The organism is Cryomorphaceae bacterium (assembly GCA_007695365.1).
Lineage (GTDB): Bacteria > Bacteroidota > Bacteroidia > Flavobacteriales_D > SKUL01 > SKUL01.
The window spans coordinates 18,924-35,107 of the sequence record REDV01000060.1; the positions used below are offsets into that span (position 1 = coordinate 18,924).

Below are 16,184 nucleotides of genomic sequence, written 5' to 3' on the forward strand. Positions count from 1 at the left end.
TGTCTAGTTTCCTTATCGCTACATCATCTTCAGCGCAAGCTTAATCAAGTCTTCAACCGGCAAATCACTCCCCCTATCTGCCAGTGCTTTCTCAATTGCCTGCTCTGCCTTGAGCCGCTCAAAGCCCAACGAGCATAGGGCTATTAACGCCTCTCCTCGCGCTGTATTGTGCGAACTTGTTAAATTATCCAAACTAACTGCCTGTGTTGCCTTTTTGTCCTGTAAATCAGCTACAATACGCTGTGCAAGTTTAGGCCCGATTCCCTTCACGCCACGAAACCTTTTTACATCGCCCGAAATGACTGCGCTGTGCAGCTCATCGGGTGCCATTGAAGAAAGGATGGTGCGGGCGATATTGGAGCTTACCCCGGAAATGTTGATCAACGACCTGAACAGGTCTCTTTCCTGCCCCGTGGTAAAGCCAAACAGCTGGTGCTGGCTTGCTCCGGAGCGCACATCTACCGAAACCGAGTAGTGAATGAGTAGCTTGCAGGCCTCTTCATTCCTAATGCGTTCGTAGGTGAAAAGAGAAATCAGCACTTCATAGCCCACACCGCCACACTCAATGATGACGTATGAGGGCTGCTTTTCAACCAGTTTACCTTGCAGATGTGCTATCATAACTTACTTGGTTTGGGCATCTACCACAGCAATTCGCACCATGTTCACGATTTCGCGAACCGAGCTGTTGAGCTGCAATACGTGAAAGGACTTTTGCATTCCCATAAGCACAGGCCCGATGGCCTCCACCTGACCGATTTCCTGAACCAGTTTATAGGCAATATTACCGGATGCCAGGTCGGGGAAGATCAGTGTATTCACTTTTCGGTCGTTCAGAATGGAGAAGGGAAACATCTCCGAAAGCATGGCTTTGTTCAGGGCGAAGTTGGCCTGCATTTCGCCGTCAACCACCATTTCGGGGTGTCTTTCGTGCAGTGCCTTCACTGCGTTTTTCATCTTCATGGCTTTTTCGCCGCGCGAAGATCCGAAGTTGGAGTATGAAAGCATCCCAATCACGGGTTTTATTTTGAGTCGGCGAACGGTGCGGTCGGTAAGGCGGGCTATTTCCACCACGGTCTCCATATCGGGGTTCATGTTTACCGTGGTATCGGCAAAGAAAAGCGGCCCTTTGTTTTTGGTGATCATGATGTACATCCCTGCCACCACATTCGTGTCGTCTTCTTTTCCGATGATCTGCAGCGCCGGCCTGATCACATCGGCGTAATGACGGGAAGCGCCCGAAATAAGTGCGTCGGCAAAGCCTGTTTTCACCAGCATGGCTCCAAAGTAGTTTCGCTGTTGCATCAATTGGTTGGCCTCGTACAACGTTAGCCCTTTACGCTGGCGCATGGCGTAGTACTGTTCGCCAAACTGCAGCCTGCGTTCGTACTCTTCGGTACTCTGGGGGTCAATGATCTCCACCCCGTCCAGTTCAAGCTGGTTGTCGCGAATAATTTTCAGGATGCGCTCGCGCTTTCCGAGCAGCACCGGGTGCGCAAAGCCTTCGTCGCGGGCAATCTGGGCGGCTTTCAGCACTTTGTAGTTGTCGCCTTCGGCAAACACCACGCGCTGCGGGTTCATTTTGGCTTTTTCGGTGATTCCCTTGATGAGTTTGTCATCCAATCCGAGCCTGAGGTTGAGTTCGCGCTCGTAGGCCTCCCAGTCATTGATGGGGTTTTGCGCCACACCCGACTCCATGGCGGCACGGGCCACAGCGGAGGCCACGTAGGTAATAAGCCGGGGGTCGAGGGGCTTGGGGATGATCATATTGCGTCCAAAAGCCAGATTGCGCTGACCGTAGGCTTCGTTCACCTCTTCGGGAACGGTTTCTTTTGCAAGGGAAGCAATGGCACGAACGGCTGCAAGCTTCATTTCCTCGTTGATAGACCTGGCCCGAACATCAAGCGCTCCGCGAAAAATGTAGGGAAAGCCCAGCACATTGTTTACCTGGTTGGGATGATCACTTCGGCCCGTAGCCATAATGATATCCTTTCGGGCAGCGGTGGCTTCGCGGTACGAAATCTCCGGTTCGGGATTGGCAAGTGCAAAAACGATGGGGTTCTCAGCCATGGTTTTCACCATATTGCCATTCATGATATTGCCGCGAGAGAGCCCGAGAAACACATCGGCGCCGGGGAGGCATTCCTCAAGTCTGCGAAAGGCTGTTTGGCGTGCAAAGGGTTGTTTGGCCGGATCGAGATCCTCTCTGTCGGTGTGAATCACGCCCTTGCTGTCGAGCATCAGAAGATTCTCGGGGTTCACGCCGAGGGCAATGTACAACTTGGCGCAGCTAATGGCCGAAGCGCCCGCTCCGTTGATGACGATGCGCACCTTGCCGATTTCCTTGCCGGCAATCTCCAGTGCATTGATAAGCGCCGCACCGCTGATGATGGCCGTGCCGTGCTGATCGTCGTGCATCACCGGAATGTCCAGTTCTTCCTTCAGGCGACGTTCAATTTCAAAGGCTTCGGGCGCTTTGATGTCTTCGAGGTTGATGCCCCCGAATGTGGGTGCTATGGCTTTCACCACCGACACAAAGTGCTCCGGATCGGTTGCATCCACCTCAATATCAAAAACATCAATATCAGCAAAAATCTTAAACAGGAGACCCTTTCCTTCCATCACCGGTTTGGACGCAAGTGGCCCTTGATCGCCAAGCCCGAGCACGGCCGTTCCGTTGGATATAACAGCCACAAGGTTACCTTTTGCCGTATACCTGTACGCATCGTCGGGGTTGGCAGCAATGGCTTTCACCGGCTCGGCCACTCCAGGAGAGTAGGCAAGCGACAAATCGCGCTGGCTGCTGTAGGGTTTGGTAGGAACGACCTGGATTTTTCCGGGTCGGTCCTGTTCGTGATAGTCTAATGCATCCTGTGTTCTGATTTTCACCATGCCTCTGGATTAAGGCTGCGAATTTAGGAAATCTGAGCGTTGCGTGCTGCGCAAATCGGCAATGCGGTGAGGGCATAAAAAAAGCCGGACTTTTGTAAGTCCGGCTTCTCTCAATCAATCTTTTACCTACTGTTTCATTACCACGTTGGATGACACCTGCTCTCCGTTGTTGTTGAACAGACGCGCCACATACGTGCCTGCGGGCAATCGGCCGATATCCAACATTTGCGATTGAAGCACCGAAAGCTGAAGCACATGCTGCCCACTCAGGTTGAAGAAGGCTACTTCGGCAATGTCGTCGTGATCTCCTTTTTCCACAAACAGGAAATCGGTGGTAGGGTTGGGGTAGAGTTTTACCACATCCCGCAGGCGCTCGGCCACTGAGGTGGTTTCGTTGAAGTAGAAGATACCGGTGTCCGTATTGTCGGGATTACCTATTTCGGTTACCGAAACCTCAATAATGGCACCGCCGGGATTGTTAAACGGATAGACGTGGACATCCAATGTACCGGATTCGCCTGCATTCAGCGTAAACTGTGCGCTGCTAACGGGCCAGGAGTGACAGAGGTTTTTGTCGCAAACTGCACTTTCCCATCCATCGGTGATGGACACAACGTTTCTTTCCCACTCGCACTCCACGGCTGCGTCGGCATTGTTAATCACAAAACTGTATCCCACAGATTCGAAAATGGCCTCATTCACTGTTGTAAAAACCGGTGTCGGGTCAACAACAAGTTGCGCAGATAAGGTAGAGGTGGTAAAAAGAGTAGCTGAAAGCAAAAAAACAGGTAGATATTTCTTCATGGATCTCGTTTTAGAGTGAGGTAAACAAATGTTATCGCCTACAAAGGTCAACCAAAGGTAACAAAAACCAGCTGATGTAGTTCAAACTTTCGTTTGCGCACACAAACATAGGATATCAACCCAGGGTGAAGCCATGGAAGCAAGGCTACACTGCAACCCCTTGCAGCCGCTACTAATTGTTTTTTAGATGCTCACAACTTTGATTTACGGCGCGGCGACGGGGGTTAAACGCTCCTTTTACAGGTGGCACTACCGCTTTTCAACAAGCGAAAACAGGGCTCATAGGACTTCAATATAAAGCGCTATTATGTGCACACAAAACGTTACTTTTGTGACTTCCGCTCGGACAAAATTTTGACCTTCGAAGTTGGAAACAACTTTTTGACAAACCGTATCCGAAACAACCTTTAACCATTAAATCAATATCACATGAAAAAAGTTTACTCATTTCTTGCTGTTGCTGCGATTTTCGCGCTGAGCACAACAGCCATTGCTCAGACCCAGCGAATGGTTCTGATTGAAAAAGGCTCGAATGCCTCCTGCGGTCCGTGTGCTGCCCAAAACCCCGGATTTCACTCCATGCTCAGCACTGTAGATGACAAGCATGTTGCCATCAGCTACCAGTGGTACTTTCCAGGGTTTGACCCCATGAACCAGCACAACCCAACTGAGGCAAACGCGCGCTTCTCAACCTATTATGGTAATAATGGGGTGCCTACCGCGATGATAGACGGTGTTGTGCCCACCAATGCATACCCTGGTTTCAACGGGGGCTATGCGGGTTCGCCGGCAGGTTTCTCCGCTTCTATGATCAACGATCGTTACGCCGTGCCCTCTCCTTTCCAGATTGACATCGATTACTCTATCACTCCTTCGGCCATTACTGCTGAGGTGACTGTAACCGCCACTCAATCCGTTAGCGGCAACAACCTTAAGCTGCGAATCGCTGCCATTGAGCGGGTGATTCAATTTGCTTCTGCCCCCGGAACCAACGGCGAAACTACTTTCTACAATGTTATGAAGAAATTCATGCCCAACACCAACGGACTGAACCTTCAAAACTCATGGGTAGCCGGCGACAGCCAGACATTTACCCAAAGCTGGACGCACCAGAACATCTACGATTTTGGACAATTGTCGGTAGTTGCTTTCGTTCAAAATGATGCCAATAAGGAAGTGATGCAAGCCGCACGGGCTGATGATGCCGTACTCGAATCATCCATGAGCCACGCGGCCATTGTTTACAATCTGAATGCTCCTGCAGATGTATGTGTGGGAAGCAACACCATCTCCCCACAGGTAACGCTCCGCAACACCGGTAACCAAAACCTTACCTCTGCCGACATTGTGGCCTCAGTGGGTGGAGCACAAGCCACCTACAACTGGACAGGGAACCTCGCCCTCATGAGTGAGGCTACCATTACTCTGGATCCGATTACCTTCGATGCCGTGGACGGCACAAACACCCTGGAGGTGGAGGTTCAAAACCCAAACAACAACTCCAATGAGGAAGGAACATCAAGCGTTTCTACCGATTTAACTGCCGCTCCGGATGCAGGTATAGGCGTATTGGTGACCATAGTTACAGACAATTATGGCGACGAAACCTACTGGCGTATTCTGAACGAAGACGGTGCGAAAGTAGCTGAAGGCGGTAATCCCAATGTAGAAAATAACTTTGGTACCGGAAATTTCCCCCCTCCGGCCGGAACGGGTACCTATGCCAACAACCAGACCTACAACCATGAGGTTGAGCTGGACGCAAACGGATGTTACACCTTTGAAATTTTCGATTACTTTGGTGATGGTATGTGCTGCCAATACGGCCAGGGCTCTTACACGGTGCGAAACCTTACCACCAATGCCATCCTGATGCAAGGTGGCGACTTTGGGGGAATGGAAAGCGGCAAGTTTGCCCGCACAGGATCAAGCTCCGTTTCTGAGTACGATCTGAACAAAAACCTGCTCGTGTATCCCAACCCTGTAGTGAACGACCTCCGAGTTGAACTCAACATGGTTGAGCATGCCCGCGTGATGATTGACGTGTACGACCTCACCGGAAAAATCGTATACTCTCAAGACTTTGGGATGCAGCCTGCCGGTGAGTTTGTAACCACCATGCAGTTTGGCAACCTCAGCAGCGGAATGTACTTGTTGAACCTACGGGCCAATGATACCAGCATTACCCGCAAACTCACTGTGAACAGATAATTCAATCAAACCTAATGGAATCAGTAGTCCGGTTCGCCGGACTGCTGATTCTTTTTTTAAGACCCTCTCAAATACGTTGAAAGCACTTCTGTTTTTCGGACTTCTACTACCGCTCTTTGTCAAAGGGCAGGAATTGGTGTTGCGCGGAGATACGGCAGAGGCCTCAAACCTCACCCTCACCATCCATACCGACTGCTGGCCCGAAGAAAACACCTGGAAAATTACGGATGAGTGGAACGACGAAATTTATTCAGGAGGGCCCTACCCGGGGGTTATACTGGATGAAATCATTGTTGCGATGTGGCTCGAAACCGGCACCTATACATTTACTTTCTACGATGCCGCCGGCGACGGTCTGTTTGGAACGCAATGGGGAAATCTTTGCGCGGCCAACGGCAGCATTCTCCTGCAGGACGCAGGCGGAAACGTGCAGCTTGATTACGACGGAAGCTTCAACTTCGACTCCCTCACTGTTACTTTCACCTTTGACGAGTCAGTGGGAATTCACGAAATCGACCCCAGCCCCGTTGTAAAACTGTACCCTAATCCTGCCTCAGATATCGTGTTCATAGAAATGGAATGGAACCGTCGCGAACCGCTGGTGCACCTGGAAGTGTTTGGCACGGATGGCAGGCTATGGCTGCGAAAAGATATCGCCTCAATCGACGGACATTCGGTTTTGAGTACCCTTGATATCGGCCACCTACCCTCAGGCTTGTACCTGGTTACCACCCGCAATCAGTCGTTTTCGAACACCCAAAAACTCATCCGACATTGAGAAGAACTCTACGATGGTCTGCTATTTGCGTAATCAGCAGCCTAACATCACATTCAATCTAAAACTCATCACCATGAAAAATTTTGCATTGATTCTGGGCCTTGTACTGGCCGCTTCTTTCTCTCACGCTCAATCAGGGCAGTTTCAGGTTCCCAACGTTAAGGTGAAAGACCTGAAAGGAAACTGGATCAACACATCGCACTTTGACAACGACGGCAAGCCCATGATCATCAACTTTTGGGCTACGTGGTGCATGCCCTGCAAGCGGGAGCTGAACAACATTGCTGAAGTATATCCCGATTGGGTGGATGAAACGGGTGTAAAACTGATTGCCATCTCCATTGATGATGCAAGGAGCGAATCGCGCGTGATACCCTACGTAAATGGTGCCGACTGGGATTACGAAGTGTACATTGACTCCAATGCTGACTTTAAGCGCGCCATGAACGTGAACAACGTTCCCCACACATTTTTGGTAGATGCCTCGGGCAATGTAGTGTGGCAACACAACAACTACGCTCCCGGCGATGAGGACAAGCTCTACAAAGAAATCAAAGCCCTGGTGGGTATGCGTTAAAGCCCATCTTTTGAACCAACCTGTTTAACACATAATCCATGAAAAAACTCCTGTTGGCAACAGGATTACTGGTGTTTTTTATTCTGCCCGAATTACAGGCTCAGGACAGCAAAAAACCCGATCTCGGCTCCATTCACGGCAATATACAGCTCGATGGACAGTATTACCGCGAGGACAGTTTGATCAATGCCATTCCCCCGCCCGAGCAGGTAGGGCTGATGGGTTTTGCCAACCTTATCTACACACGAGGCAACCTCACTGCAGGGGTGCGCTTTGAAACCTACACCCCGGCCCTGCTGGGCTACCCTGCCAGCCCCGACCTTCCGTGGACAGGCAGCGGCATAGGCTACCGTTTTGCGCAATACAGTACTGATATGTTTGACGTTACCATCGGAAACTTCTACGAGCAATTCGGAACCGGAATGATCTTGCGCGCTTTTGAAGAAAGAGGACTAGGAGTGGACAACGCCATAGATGGTTTCCGGCTGAAAGTTACTCCCCATCGTGCTGTAACCATAACAGGCCTCTACGGTAAGCAGCGCAGGCACTTCGACAACGGTTTTACAAAGGGAGCAGGAATTGTGCGTGGTATCAACACCGATGTAAACCTCACCTCGCTTTTTGATTCTGCAGGTGTGGCGAAAACACGCATTTTTGTTGGAGGTAGCTTTGTTAGCAAGTACCAGGAAGACCGAAACCCGCTGTTTAACTACCCCGAAAACGTAGGGGCATGGGCCGCACGGGCCAGCATATTGCGCGGAGGTTTTGCCCTTAGAGCCGAATACGTTTACAAAGACAATGACCCAAGCCGTCAAAATTCTTTGATTGTGCCAGACAGCGAAATTGCACCGGGACTGGGGCTCTACAAACCCGGACAGGGAATTGACATCAATATGAGCTATTCAACCAGAGGTTTTGGTGCATCGCTCACGGCCAAATCGCTCGACAATATGTCGTTTCAAAGCGACCGAAACGCAGGCCCCTTTGACCTCAACATCAATTATATTCCGGCCACCACCGTACAGCACACATACAACCTGCCAGCCACCCTCTACCCTTACGCTACACAACCCAACGGAGAAGTTGCGTTTATGGGTGAGATCTTCTATACCATGAAGCGTGGCTCTAAACTGGGCGGAAAGTACGGAACCAAGATTGAGGTGAACTACGCGGTGGCAATGTCGCCCGACACCACCTTGCTCAATGATATGGACGGGCGCCGCTTTGGCTACGAAACCCGTCTTTTTGCCATAGGCGACAATATGTACTTTCAGGATTTTAACATCTCCGTTTCAAGAAAACTGAGCCGCAAAGTAAAAGCCAAGTACATGTACATCAACCTGGTGTACAACAACGACATCATACAGGGGGCATTTGATTACCGCGGCGAAAAAGTGAGTGGCACGGTGTATTCCGACATTCACCTGGTGGATATGGACTTCCGGATCAAGAGCAACAACCTCCGAGTTGAACTTCAGCACCTCCGAACCAATCAGCACCTCGGCAGTTGGGCAACCGTACTGGCTGAGTACACCATCTCACCCAGTTGGTTCTTTACCGTGATGAACCAATGGAACTACGGAAACAAGAATTCAGATGAGCGCTTTCACTTTCCTTTTGTGGCCGCAGGATATATCACCGGGGGAAGCCGTATTATGGTAAGCTACGGAAGGCAGCGCGCGGGTGTGTTTTGTGTAGGAGGCATCTGCAGAACGGTACCGGCGTCAAATGGATTGACGGTACAATTCACCAGCACTTTTTAACTTTGCAGTGATGAAGCACATTGTTTGTATAGCAGCTCTGGCCCTTGCAGCGTTTGCCTGCGATAAAGTGGAGGACCCGTTCACGGGCAATGATGGCTCAGGAGGTGGAGGAGGCGAGTCGGGCGTGCGTGTGGTACTGCTCGAAAAACTCACCGGTTTCCGCTGCACCAATTGCCCACAGGCCAACTCTGTTGCCAATAATCTCAAAAATGTGTTCGGTGAACAATTGGTAGTGGTGGGCGTGCACGCGTCTCTTCAGTTTGCTTTTCCCACGGGGGCTACTCCAAACGACCCTTACTACACTGACTTCCGTACCGTTGCAGGTGAAGCCTACTACAATTTCTGGGGACAGCCCTCACTTCCCGTGGGACTTGTAAGCCGCAGTTTTTTCGATGGGCAGCAAACCATTCCTTCGGAGGCATGGGCCGAGCAAATCAGCAACCTGCTGGCAGCTCCGTTGAAAGCCGATGTTTTTATTGAGAATCTCAACTATGACCAGGGGAGCCGCAGCCTGAGTTTTGATGTATCCATGAACGTAATCGAAGAAATGGAAGCCGGCGAGTATTTTATGACTGCCTACCTTGTGGAAGACAGCATCTACGACTGGCAAACAAACAACAATGTTAATGTAGAAAATTACCTGCACCGCAACGTGCTTCGCGACAATATCAACGGCACCTGGGGTGCATTGGCCTTCTCCAGCGGAAACACGGGCCAGCAAAATACACTGAGTTATCAATACACGCTGGACCCTGCATGGAAGGAGCAACACTGCGAACTGGTGGTCTATTTATACCACGCCGAAACGCGCGAAATTATACAAGCGGCTCATTCATGGGTGATGAACCCTTAAGTGATCTGCTTGTTGCATTATATAACGCTGCCCTCAACGGGCGTATAACTTATCAATTATGACACGTACTTACACCGCGATCACCACATTGTTAAGCTTCACCCTAACTATGGTTTTTACGGCCAGCAGTGCGCAAAAGTCAGATGACTCATGGCGTATTGGTCTCTCTGCCGGAATGAATACCAGCGCCCTGTTGGGTGACCCGGATGGTAATTTTCAGAAGATTGGTGTTACCGCCGGAGTGATTGCCTACAAACCCATGAGTGAAAAAAGCTCGTTCGAAACGGGTCTGTATTTCTTCCAAAAAGGGGTGCGCATTCAACCCAATCTGGATCTCAACATTTTCAGCGACTACAGACTTTCGCTTAACTATCTTGATGTACCCCTTCTCTACGTGTACCGTATTTCGAGGCTTGAAGTGGAGCTGGGCCCGTCGCTGGGCATTCTGATCTCGCAAAACGAAGAAGACCTGGAGGCCCAAACCTCGGGGTCACCCGGATTCAATCTGCTGGAAGTAGCCGCAAACGCTGGAGTTCGTTGGAGGGCTGCCGACAATTTTCGGCTTGGTTTGCGCTATCACCTCGCCCTTTTGCCATCGCAATCCCTCACTGCAGGAGGTATCTCCACATTGCGCGGCCGGCACAACCACGCCATTGTGCTTTACGGCACCTTTTTATTCTAGGCAATTTTTGCGCTTCTGTCTCGTTGGATGCATATGTCCTGCTCAACGACACTTCTGTTAAATTGGTCTAAAAGCAGGGATCCCAACCACGGATTTCACGTAGAATTCCTAACTTCAACGTCCAAAATTAACTGCAAAACCCTACCATCATGCTGGAATTGAGTAAGAAGATTCTATCGAAGGTGAGTTTCGACCGAAAGTTGTTTCGCAAAGAACTCCGCAAAGCTGTAACCTGGGTGAACAAGGATGAATTAATTCTCCTTAGGGCGTGGTGCCTGGCAACATTTGGCCACATCTACGCCGAGATTATCCTGGAGGTGTTCGACCACCAGGTTGGGGCCGCTGTATGACGCGCCCTGTAATGACAACCTAACTAAAAAAGCCTGCCCTGATCAGCAGGTAAATCCTGATTAAAATGTGCAAACGCCGCCGGAGTAGCTTGTCTGCCACGCGGCGTTCTGCTTAAATAGCCCTCCTGTATTAAGAACGGCTCGTACACTTCCTCGATGGTGCCCGGATCTTCGCCCACCGCGGTGGCAATGGTGGTTAAACCCACCGGTCCGCCGCCAAATTTTTCAATAATGGCCCTTAGAATGCGGTTGTCCATGTCGTCCAATCCGCGTTGGTCCACATTCAGCGCATTGAGAGCATGGCGCGCGATGTTGGTTTCAATGGTACCATCGCCTTTAATCTGGGCAAAATCGCGCACCCTCCGCAACAATGCATTGGCGATACGGGGTGTACCACGGCTGCGCGATGCTACCTCAAACGCAGCTTCGTCGGTAATGGGTATATCCAGCAACTCCGATGAGCGGTGCACAATATGGGTCAGGGTCTCCGTATCGTAGTACTCAAGCCTGGCATTGATTCCAAAACGCGCTCTGAGCGGAGCTGTTAGTAAACCCGAACGCGTGGTGGCGCCTATCAAGGTAAAGGGGTTCAGTGCAATCTGCACCGTGCGCGCATTGGGCCCGGAGTCAATCATGATGTCAATCTTGTAATCCTCCATGGCAGAGTAGAGGTACTCTTCAATCACCGGACTCAAACGATGTATCTCATCAATGAACAACACGTCGTTGGGCTCAAGATTGGTAAGCAGCCCAGCCAAATCACCGGGCTTGTCGAGTACCGGCCCGGAAGTAATGCGTATGCCTACTCCCATTTCGTTGGCGATGATGTTGGCGAGAGTTGTTTTGCCAAGACCGGGCGGGCCGTGTAGCAACACGTGGTCCAGTGATTCCCCCCGCTTGAGCGCCGCTGCCACAAAAACTTTCAGGTTTTCGGTGGTGCTGCGCTGACCGGCAAAATCGTCGAAAACCTTGGGCCTGAGTACGCGGTCAACTTCCCGATCGGTAGCTTTCGACTCTTCCCTGAAATCAAAGTGCTCTTCCTCGCCCATGGAAGCAAATTTAGCCATTCGCCATGCAGGGGGCATTACAGATGTCAAAAAAAACGCACCTTTATACGCACAAACACCCTAACATTCATGAAACACCTCTTGCTCGCCGTCACTGCTATGTTACTTATTGCATCCACTTGTAAGCGCAGCAAGGAAGAGTGTCCGCCAGACATGATATGCACCATGATATTCAAAAGCATACATGTACAACTTCAATACGAATCAGGCAGCCCGGTGATTCTCACCCGAGCCACCCTTAGCGCCCCGCACCTTTCTACGCCGCTCAACCCCATGGAAGACCCTCTTGGTGAAGGCCATTACCTGTTGGTGAATGACGGGCATATGAACATGCTCTCGCACCGGCAAGGCAAAGAATTTTTGTTTGAAGGCTGGGTGGACGACGAGCGAGTGGTAAGCCAAACCTATGTACTTCGTCATGATTGCTGCCACGTGGAACTTGTTGAAGGCCCCACTGAGCTGGTTCTTCCGGACCCTTCGCAATAAACCCGCAGCACAACGTAGCCTTTGTCAAAATCCCAGGTATCAAGAGGAATCCAATCTGAGTGCAGGGATTCCATGTCGTAGGGCGTGCGAACCACAAAAAAGGTAGTGCTGTTTTCAGGCGTCGTTGTGGCTGGCAGCCGGCCGTGTTTGTGGAGGTAATAGCTGATGTACAAATCCAATTCTGCAACCACAGGCAGCTCCTCTTTCGGGTCGAGTTCGGCAATGGTTGCGGCCATGCGTTTCCACGGCTCTTTTTCGGGCTCCTGAAAATGCGGATTGAACCAAAGAAGGTTGGCTCCAACCGACAATATCCAAACAGCCCAGATTGTCAGCCTCCATGGTTTCGTCGCCTTGTTCACACCAGCCCAACCGATGGCTACCAGAAGGATAAGTGCCGGAAGGTAAATCACCGTGTAGCGCTCGTGCAGCATTGGCACGAGCACAAATGACGCAATGAACGGAATATAGAAGCCCATCAGGGCCAAACCCGCCAGCCACCATTGAAAGGGAATTAACTGCCTGGCCCACACAAAAGCCATCGCCATTCCGGCCAGCCAAAAAGCAAACTCTGCCGGGTTCTTGCCCGAATACCGGTACATGTATTCTGCGAAATGCCAGGGTGCAGGTTTCTCTATCCAGATATCGGATGGTACCCCGGAAAACATCACGGGCATCCAGGGAGCAAACAACAATGCTACCGCACACATGTACCACATGACCCGAAAAGCTCCCTGCCTGACACTCTTCACAAACACAGCAATCAAAACGGCTGTAAAACCAATTGCCACCGAAAGAAAAACCCCGAAATAATGGGTGTAGCAAAGCAACGTCAGGTATAGAACTACCGCCACACCATGTTTCCAGCTTGCCCCCATAAGCACGCGATAACCATGTGCCAGTGCACCGAGAGCCAACACATACATCATGCTGTAAAAGCGTACCTCGGTGGCGTAGTAGATGTGAAAAAAATGCAGTGATGTAAGCGCAAGCGCTGCCAGCGCCACCAGGCGCGAATCCGTAATCAGTTTTGCGTAACGCCAGGTAGCGAACAACCCCAACACACTCCACAACAAAGCCAAACTTCGTCCGGCAAGATCAGTGTCGCCAAACAGCCGCAGCCAGCCGTGCAACATTAAATCAAAGAGGGGAGGGTGTGTGTCGCGGGCGGCGTTCGCCACAACCTCTGAAAAGGAACGCCAACTCGCCGAGTGTTCCATAGACCAAATCTCGTCGAGCCAAAGTCCTCCTTTCGTGATATTTAACAATCGCAAGGCAATTCCTGCCAGCAGCAAAATCCCGACACCCGCCAGGTAAAGCCCATTGCGCTCTGCAGGATGCTCAGCTTTCATACGTTTTGTTTCGGGCAGCCCTCAAACATGGGCGATAATTAAAGTAGATGCGCAATAGTTCAAATGGCACTTTGAGAAGGTATGTGAAAGTTATGCGCGAGTCACCTTTTTCAATCCAGGTTTCGAGTGGAACCTCGCGCATATTTCCAAGTGCATACGCGTAGCCCCTGGCACAAACGATTCTCGCAAAAACCTCAATGTCAAAGAGCCATCTGCTTAAAAACGATTTACTGAAGACTACTTCCACCAGCGAGGCGCGCAAAAGCTTGGCCCCGCACTGTGTATCGTAAACCGGAAGCCCAAGGATCATGCTGGCAAGTGTAGAGAAAACGCGGCCGAAGTAATGACGGGTGAGATTGCGATGAACCTGGTTTCCCAAAAGTTTGATTCGCGCTCCAAAAACAAATGCACAATCCGGATTTTGAATTATCACTGTTTGCAGGCGGCTCAATTCGTTGAGGGGAGTGGATAAATCCGCATCGAAATAAGCGATGCCATCAAACTCCTTCCAACTCAAACAAAACAATGCTCCCTGCCGAACAGCCTCTGCTTTTCCACTGTTTGTTTCCAGATTAAGGGTGCGGATGCGATCGGGAAAATCCCGGCTAAGGTTTTCTGTAACTTCCGCCGTTTGGTCGGTGCTTCCGTCGTTCACCAACAGCAGATGAATACCTGGCTTGGCCTGGGCCACGAAACGTTTGATTTCCTGAACCGGTAGCCGGCTGGCCTCATTGTAACATGGTATAACTACGCAGATTTTCTGCATACGGCGTAGGTTGAAAGTCCGGGCAATCGCAAGCCCAGCTTGTTCAGCACAAAGAGGATCTTGAAATCCGCGTACAATACCGATATCATCAAAGCCGAGAGCAAACGGCTCCCCTTCCAAACGCCAATCCCCATGTTGGTGTTGGGAGCTGGCCGGGTAATGAGCTCTTTTATCTTCACCAACAAACGCGGTATCAGCAAGCTCAGAAAAAAGTAACCCCTCCTTTCCGTTGCGAAACCCGCAGATGCCAGATTACCTTTCAGCACGCGTGAGGTGTAGCGGCGGTAATGCTTCAAAAACACATCGCGCACGGTATGCAGGGAGGCATACGCCGGCACGGTGATGATAAACCTCGTTTCATCGGTAATTGAGGGAAAATTCCGCAGCCATTGCATGAAAGCCACATCATCTTCAATATGTTCAATCACATCAAGCAGCAGCACTACATCCACCTTAGGGATGGTGCTGTAATCAATATCTTTGAGCGACTTATATGCCCTGATGGGTTTGTCTTTCAATTGCTCATGGATTTCGCTCAACATATCATCGGTAAAGGCTATATCTACCGCTGAATAGGAGTTTTGAGGTGATGCGAGCGCCAAAGACTGCACAACAAAAGTATCCCCACAGCCAAGATCCAGAACGTGCAACCGCTCGTTTGGACGGGTTTTCAGCACATCTTTCATGATGCTCTGAATAACTTTCAAGCGGGCCCTTTCCCAGGGGTGGCGCTCATTTTCGTTGTAATGCAGATTTCTTGCTTCGATGAGGTCCATCGCGGCTTTTTTGACTTTGTGTGCTAAAAGTAGTGGTTTCGCCAATATGTTGGTCAAACCTTTCAGGAACCATTGGCCGCCGAAAACGCGCACCATTTACCCCTTACGAATTGCGTATTTTTGGAGGCCGTTTTCCGGAATAGCCGGATAGAAATGTTTCAAATACCTTAGACCGCATGTCCGAAAATATTTATAACGTTGTAAACGAGAGCTATGGATTTATTTTTGATCCTGAGCTTGTGCGTGAGATTGCTGAATCAGGCCAGCTGCTGGACGTGGAGTCCGGAGAATTGATTATGGATATCGGGCAATCCATCTCCCACATGCCTTTGCTTATAAAAGGCAGTATGAAGGTGATGCGTGAGGATCAGGAAGGTAAAGAACTGTTGCTCTACTTTCTTGAACGCGGCGATACCTGCACCATGTCATTATCCTGCTGCCTTGGCAACAAAAAGAGTGAAATTCGGGCCATTGCAGAAGAACCTACCCGGCTGGTAATGATTCCAGTAGACAAAATGGACGAGTGGTTGCAGCGCTTTAAGAGCTGGCGCAATTTCATTTTCGACTCCTACCAGATCAGACTTAACGAATTGATGGAAACGCTGGACAGCCTTGCGTTTATGCGCATGGACGAGCGCCTTGAGAAATACCTCCACGATCGCGTAAAACTGATGGGCGACACCACGGTGACCCATACACACCAGCAAATTGCCAACGACCTCAACACCTCACGCGTAGTGGTGTCGCGCCTGTTGAAACAACTGGAACGTCAGGGTAAAATCAAGCTGGGCCGCAATAAGATTGAAGTGCTGAACTTCTAAACCCCGGTT

The 16,184-nt window shown here is 50.5% G+C and carries 16 protein-coding genes; 9 read left to right on the forward strand and 7 right to left on the reverse strand.

The annotated features are described in order from the left end of the window. Window positions 1-18: 18 nt before the first annotated feature. From ruvA to EA392_03970, 3 genes are all read right to left on the reverse strand, one after another. Window positions 19-621 carry a Holliday junction branch migration protein RuvA gene (ruvA, locus tag EA392_03960; protein TVR40411.1) on the reverse strand — a complete coding sequence of 201 codons (603 nt, stop codon included), beginning with the start codon at window positions 619-621 and terminating at the stop codon, window positions 19-21. Between the two features lie 3 nt (window positions 622-624). Further along, complete coding sequence (locus tag EA392_03965; protein TVR40412.1) at window positions 625-2,892, reverse strand: NADP-dependent malic enzyme; 2,268 nt, start codon at window positions 2,890-2,892, stop codon at window positions 625-627. A 126-nt stretch (window positions 2,893-3,018) separates the two neighbouring features. Continuing rightward, window positions 3,019-3,696 (reverse strand): T9SS C-terminal target domain-containing protein, encoded by a 678-nt coding sequence (locus EA392_03970; protein TVR40413.1) that lies wholly within the window; start codon window positions 3,694-3,696, stop codon window positions 3,019-3,021. Window positions 3,697-4,125: 429 nt separating this feature from the next. On the opposite strand from EA392_03970, the gene EA392_03975 reads away from it, so the two are divergent. The 7 genes from EA392_03975 (at window position 4,126) to EA392_04005 (ending at window position 10,910) form a co-directional block, all read left to right on the forward strand. After that, on the forward strand, window positions 4,126-5,907 hold the full coding sequence (locus EA392_03975) for a T9SS C-terminal target domain-containing protein (protein TVR40414.1): 1,782 nt from the start codon (window positions 4,126-4,128) through the stop codon (window positions 5,905-5,907). 76 nt (window positions 5,908-5,983) lie between these two features. Further along, window positions 5,984-6,685 carry a T9SS C-terminal target domain-containing protein gene (locus tag EA392_03980; protein TVR40415.1) on the forward strand — a complete coding sequence of 234 codons (702 nt, stop codon included), beginning with the start codon at window positions 5,984-5,986 and terminating at the stop codon, window positions 6,683-6,685. 73 nt (window positions 6,686-6,758) lie between these two features. Beyond that, a complete protein-coding gene (locus tag EA392_03985) occupies window positions 6,759-7,262 on the forward strand; it encodes a TlpA family protein disulfide reductase (GenBank protein TVR40442.1) in 504 nt (167 codons plus the stop codon). Window positions 7,263-7,300: 38 nt separating this feature from the next. Continuing rightward, a complete protein-coding gene (locus EA392_03990) occupies window positions 7,301-9,025 on the forward strand; it encodes a hypothetical protein (protein TVR40416.1) in 1,725 nt (574 codons plus the stop codon). Window positions 9,026-9,035: 10 nt separating this feature from the next. Continuing rightward, complete coding sequence (locus EA392_03995; GenBank protein ID TVR40417.1) at window positions 9,036-9,878, forward strand: hypothetical protein; 843 nt, start codon at window positions 9,036-9,038, stop codon at window positions 9,876-9,878. Between the two features lie 58 nt (window positions 9,879-9,936). Further along, window positions 9,937-10,560, forward strand: a complete 624-nt coding sequence (locus tag EA392_04000; GenBank protein ID TVR40418.1) for a PorT family protein — start codon at window positions 9,937-9,939, stop codon at window positions 10,558-10,560. Window positions 10,561-10,709: 149 nt separating this feature from the next. Then, window positions 10,710-10,910 (forward strand): hypothetical protein, encoded by a 201-nt coding sequence (locus EA392_04005; GenBank protein TVR40419.1) that lies wholly within the window; start codon window positions 10,710-10,712, stop codon window positions 10,908-10,910. 23 nt (window positions 10,911-10,933) lie between these two features. On the opposite strand, the gene ruvB is transcribed toward EA392_04005, so the two are convergent. After that, complete coding sequence (ruvB, locus tag EA392_04010) at window positions 10,934-11,959, reverse strand: Holliday junction branch migration DNA helicase RuvB (GenBank protein ID TVR40420.1); 1,026 nt, start codon at window positions 11,957-11,959, stop codon at window positions 10,934-10,936. A gap of 87 nt (window positions 11,960-12,046) precedes the next feature. Here ruvB and EA392_04015 point away from each other — a divergent pair, with 87 nt between their 5' ends. Then, entirely contained in the window at window positions 12,047-12,463 is a 417-nt protein-coding gene (locus EA392_04015; GenBank protein ID TVR40421.1) for a hypothetical protein, read from the forward strand. Here EA392_04015 and EA392_04020 read toward each other — a convergent pair. From EA392_04020 to EA392_04030, 3 genes are read right to left on the reverse strand one after another with little or no spacing between them, the layout of a single operon-like run. Then, entirely contained in the window at window positions 12,394-13,812 is a 1,419-nt protein-coding gene (locus tag EA392_04020) for a hypothetical protein (GenBank protein ID TVR40422.1), read from the reverse strand. The genes EA392_04015 and EA392_04020 overlap by 70 nt on opposite strands. After that, entirely contained in the window at window positions 13,802-14,578 is a 777-nt protein-coding gene (locus tag EA392_04025; GenBank protein TVR40423.1) for a glycosyltransferase, read from the reverse strand. The genes EA392_04020 and EA392_04025 overlap by 11 nt, the downstream gene beginning before the upstream one ends. Beyond that, window positions 14,560-15,450 carry a class I SAM-dependent methyltransferase gene (locus tag EA392_04030; protein ID TVR40424.1) on the reverse strand — a complete coding sequence of 297 codons (891 nt, stop codon included), beginning with the start codon at window positions 15,448-15,450 and terminating at the stop codon, window positions 14,560-14,562. The genes EA392_04025 and EA392_04030 overlap by 19 nt, the downstream gene beginning before the upstream one ends. 92 nt (window positions 15,451-15,542) lie before the next feature. On the opposite strand from EA392_04030, the gene EA392_04035 reads away from it, so the two are divergent. Next, a complete protein-coding gene (locus EA392_04035) occupies window positions 15,543-16,175 on the forward strand; it encodes a Crp/Fnr family transcriptional regulator (GenBank protein ID TVR40443.1) in 633 nt (210 codons plus the stop codon). The last annotated feature ends 9 nt before the right edge of the window (window positions 16,176-16,184 follow it).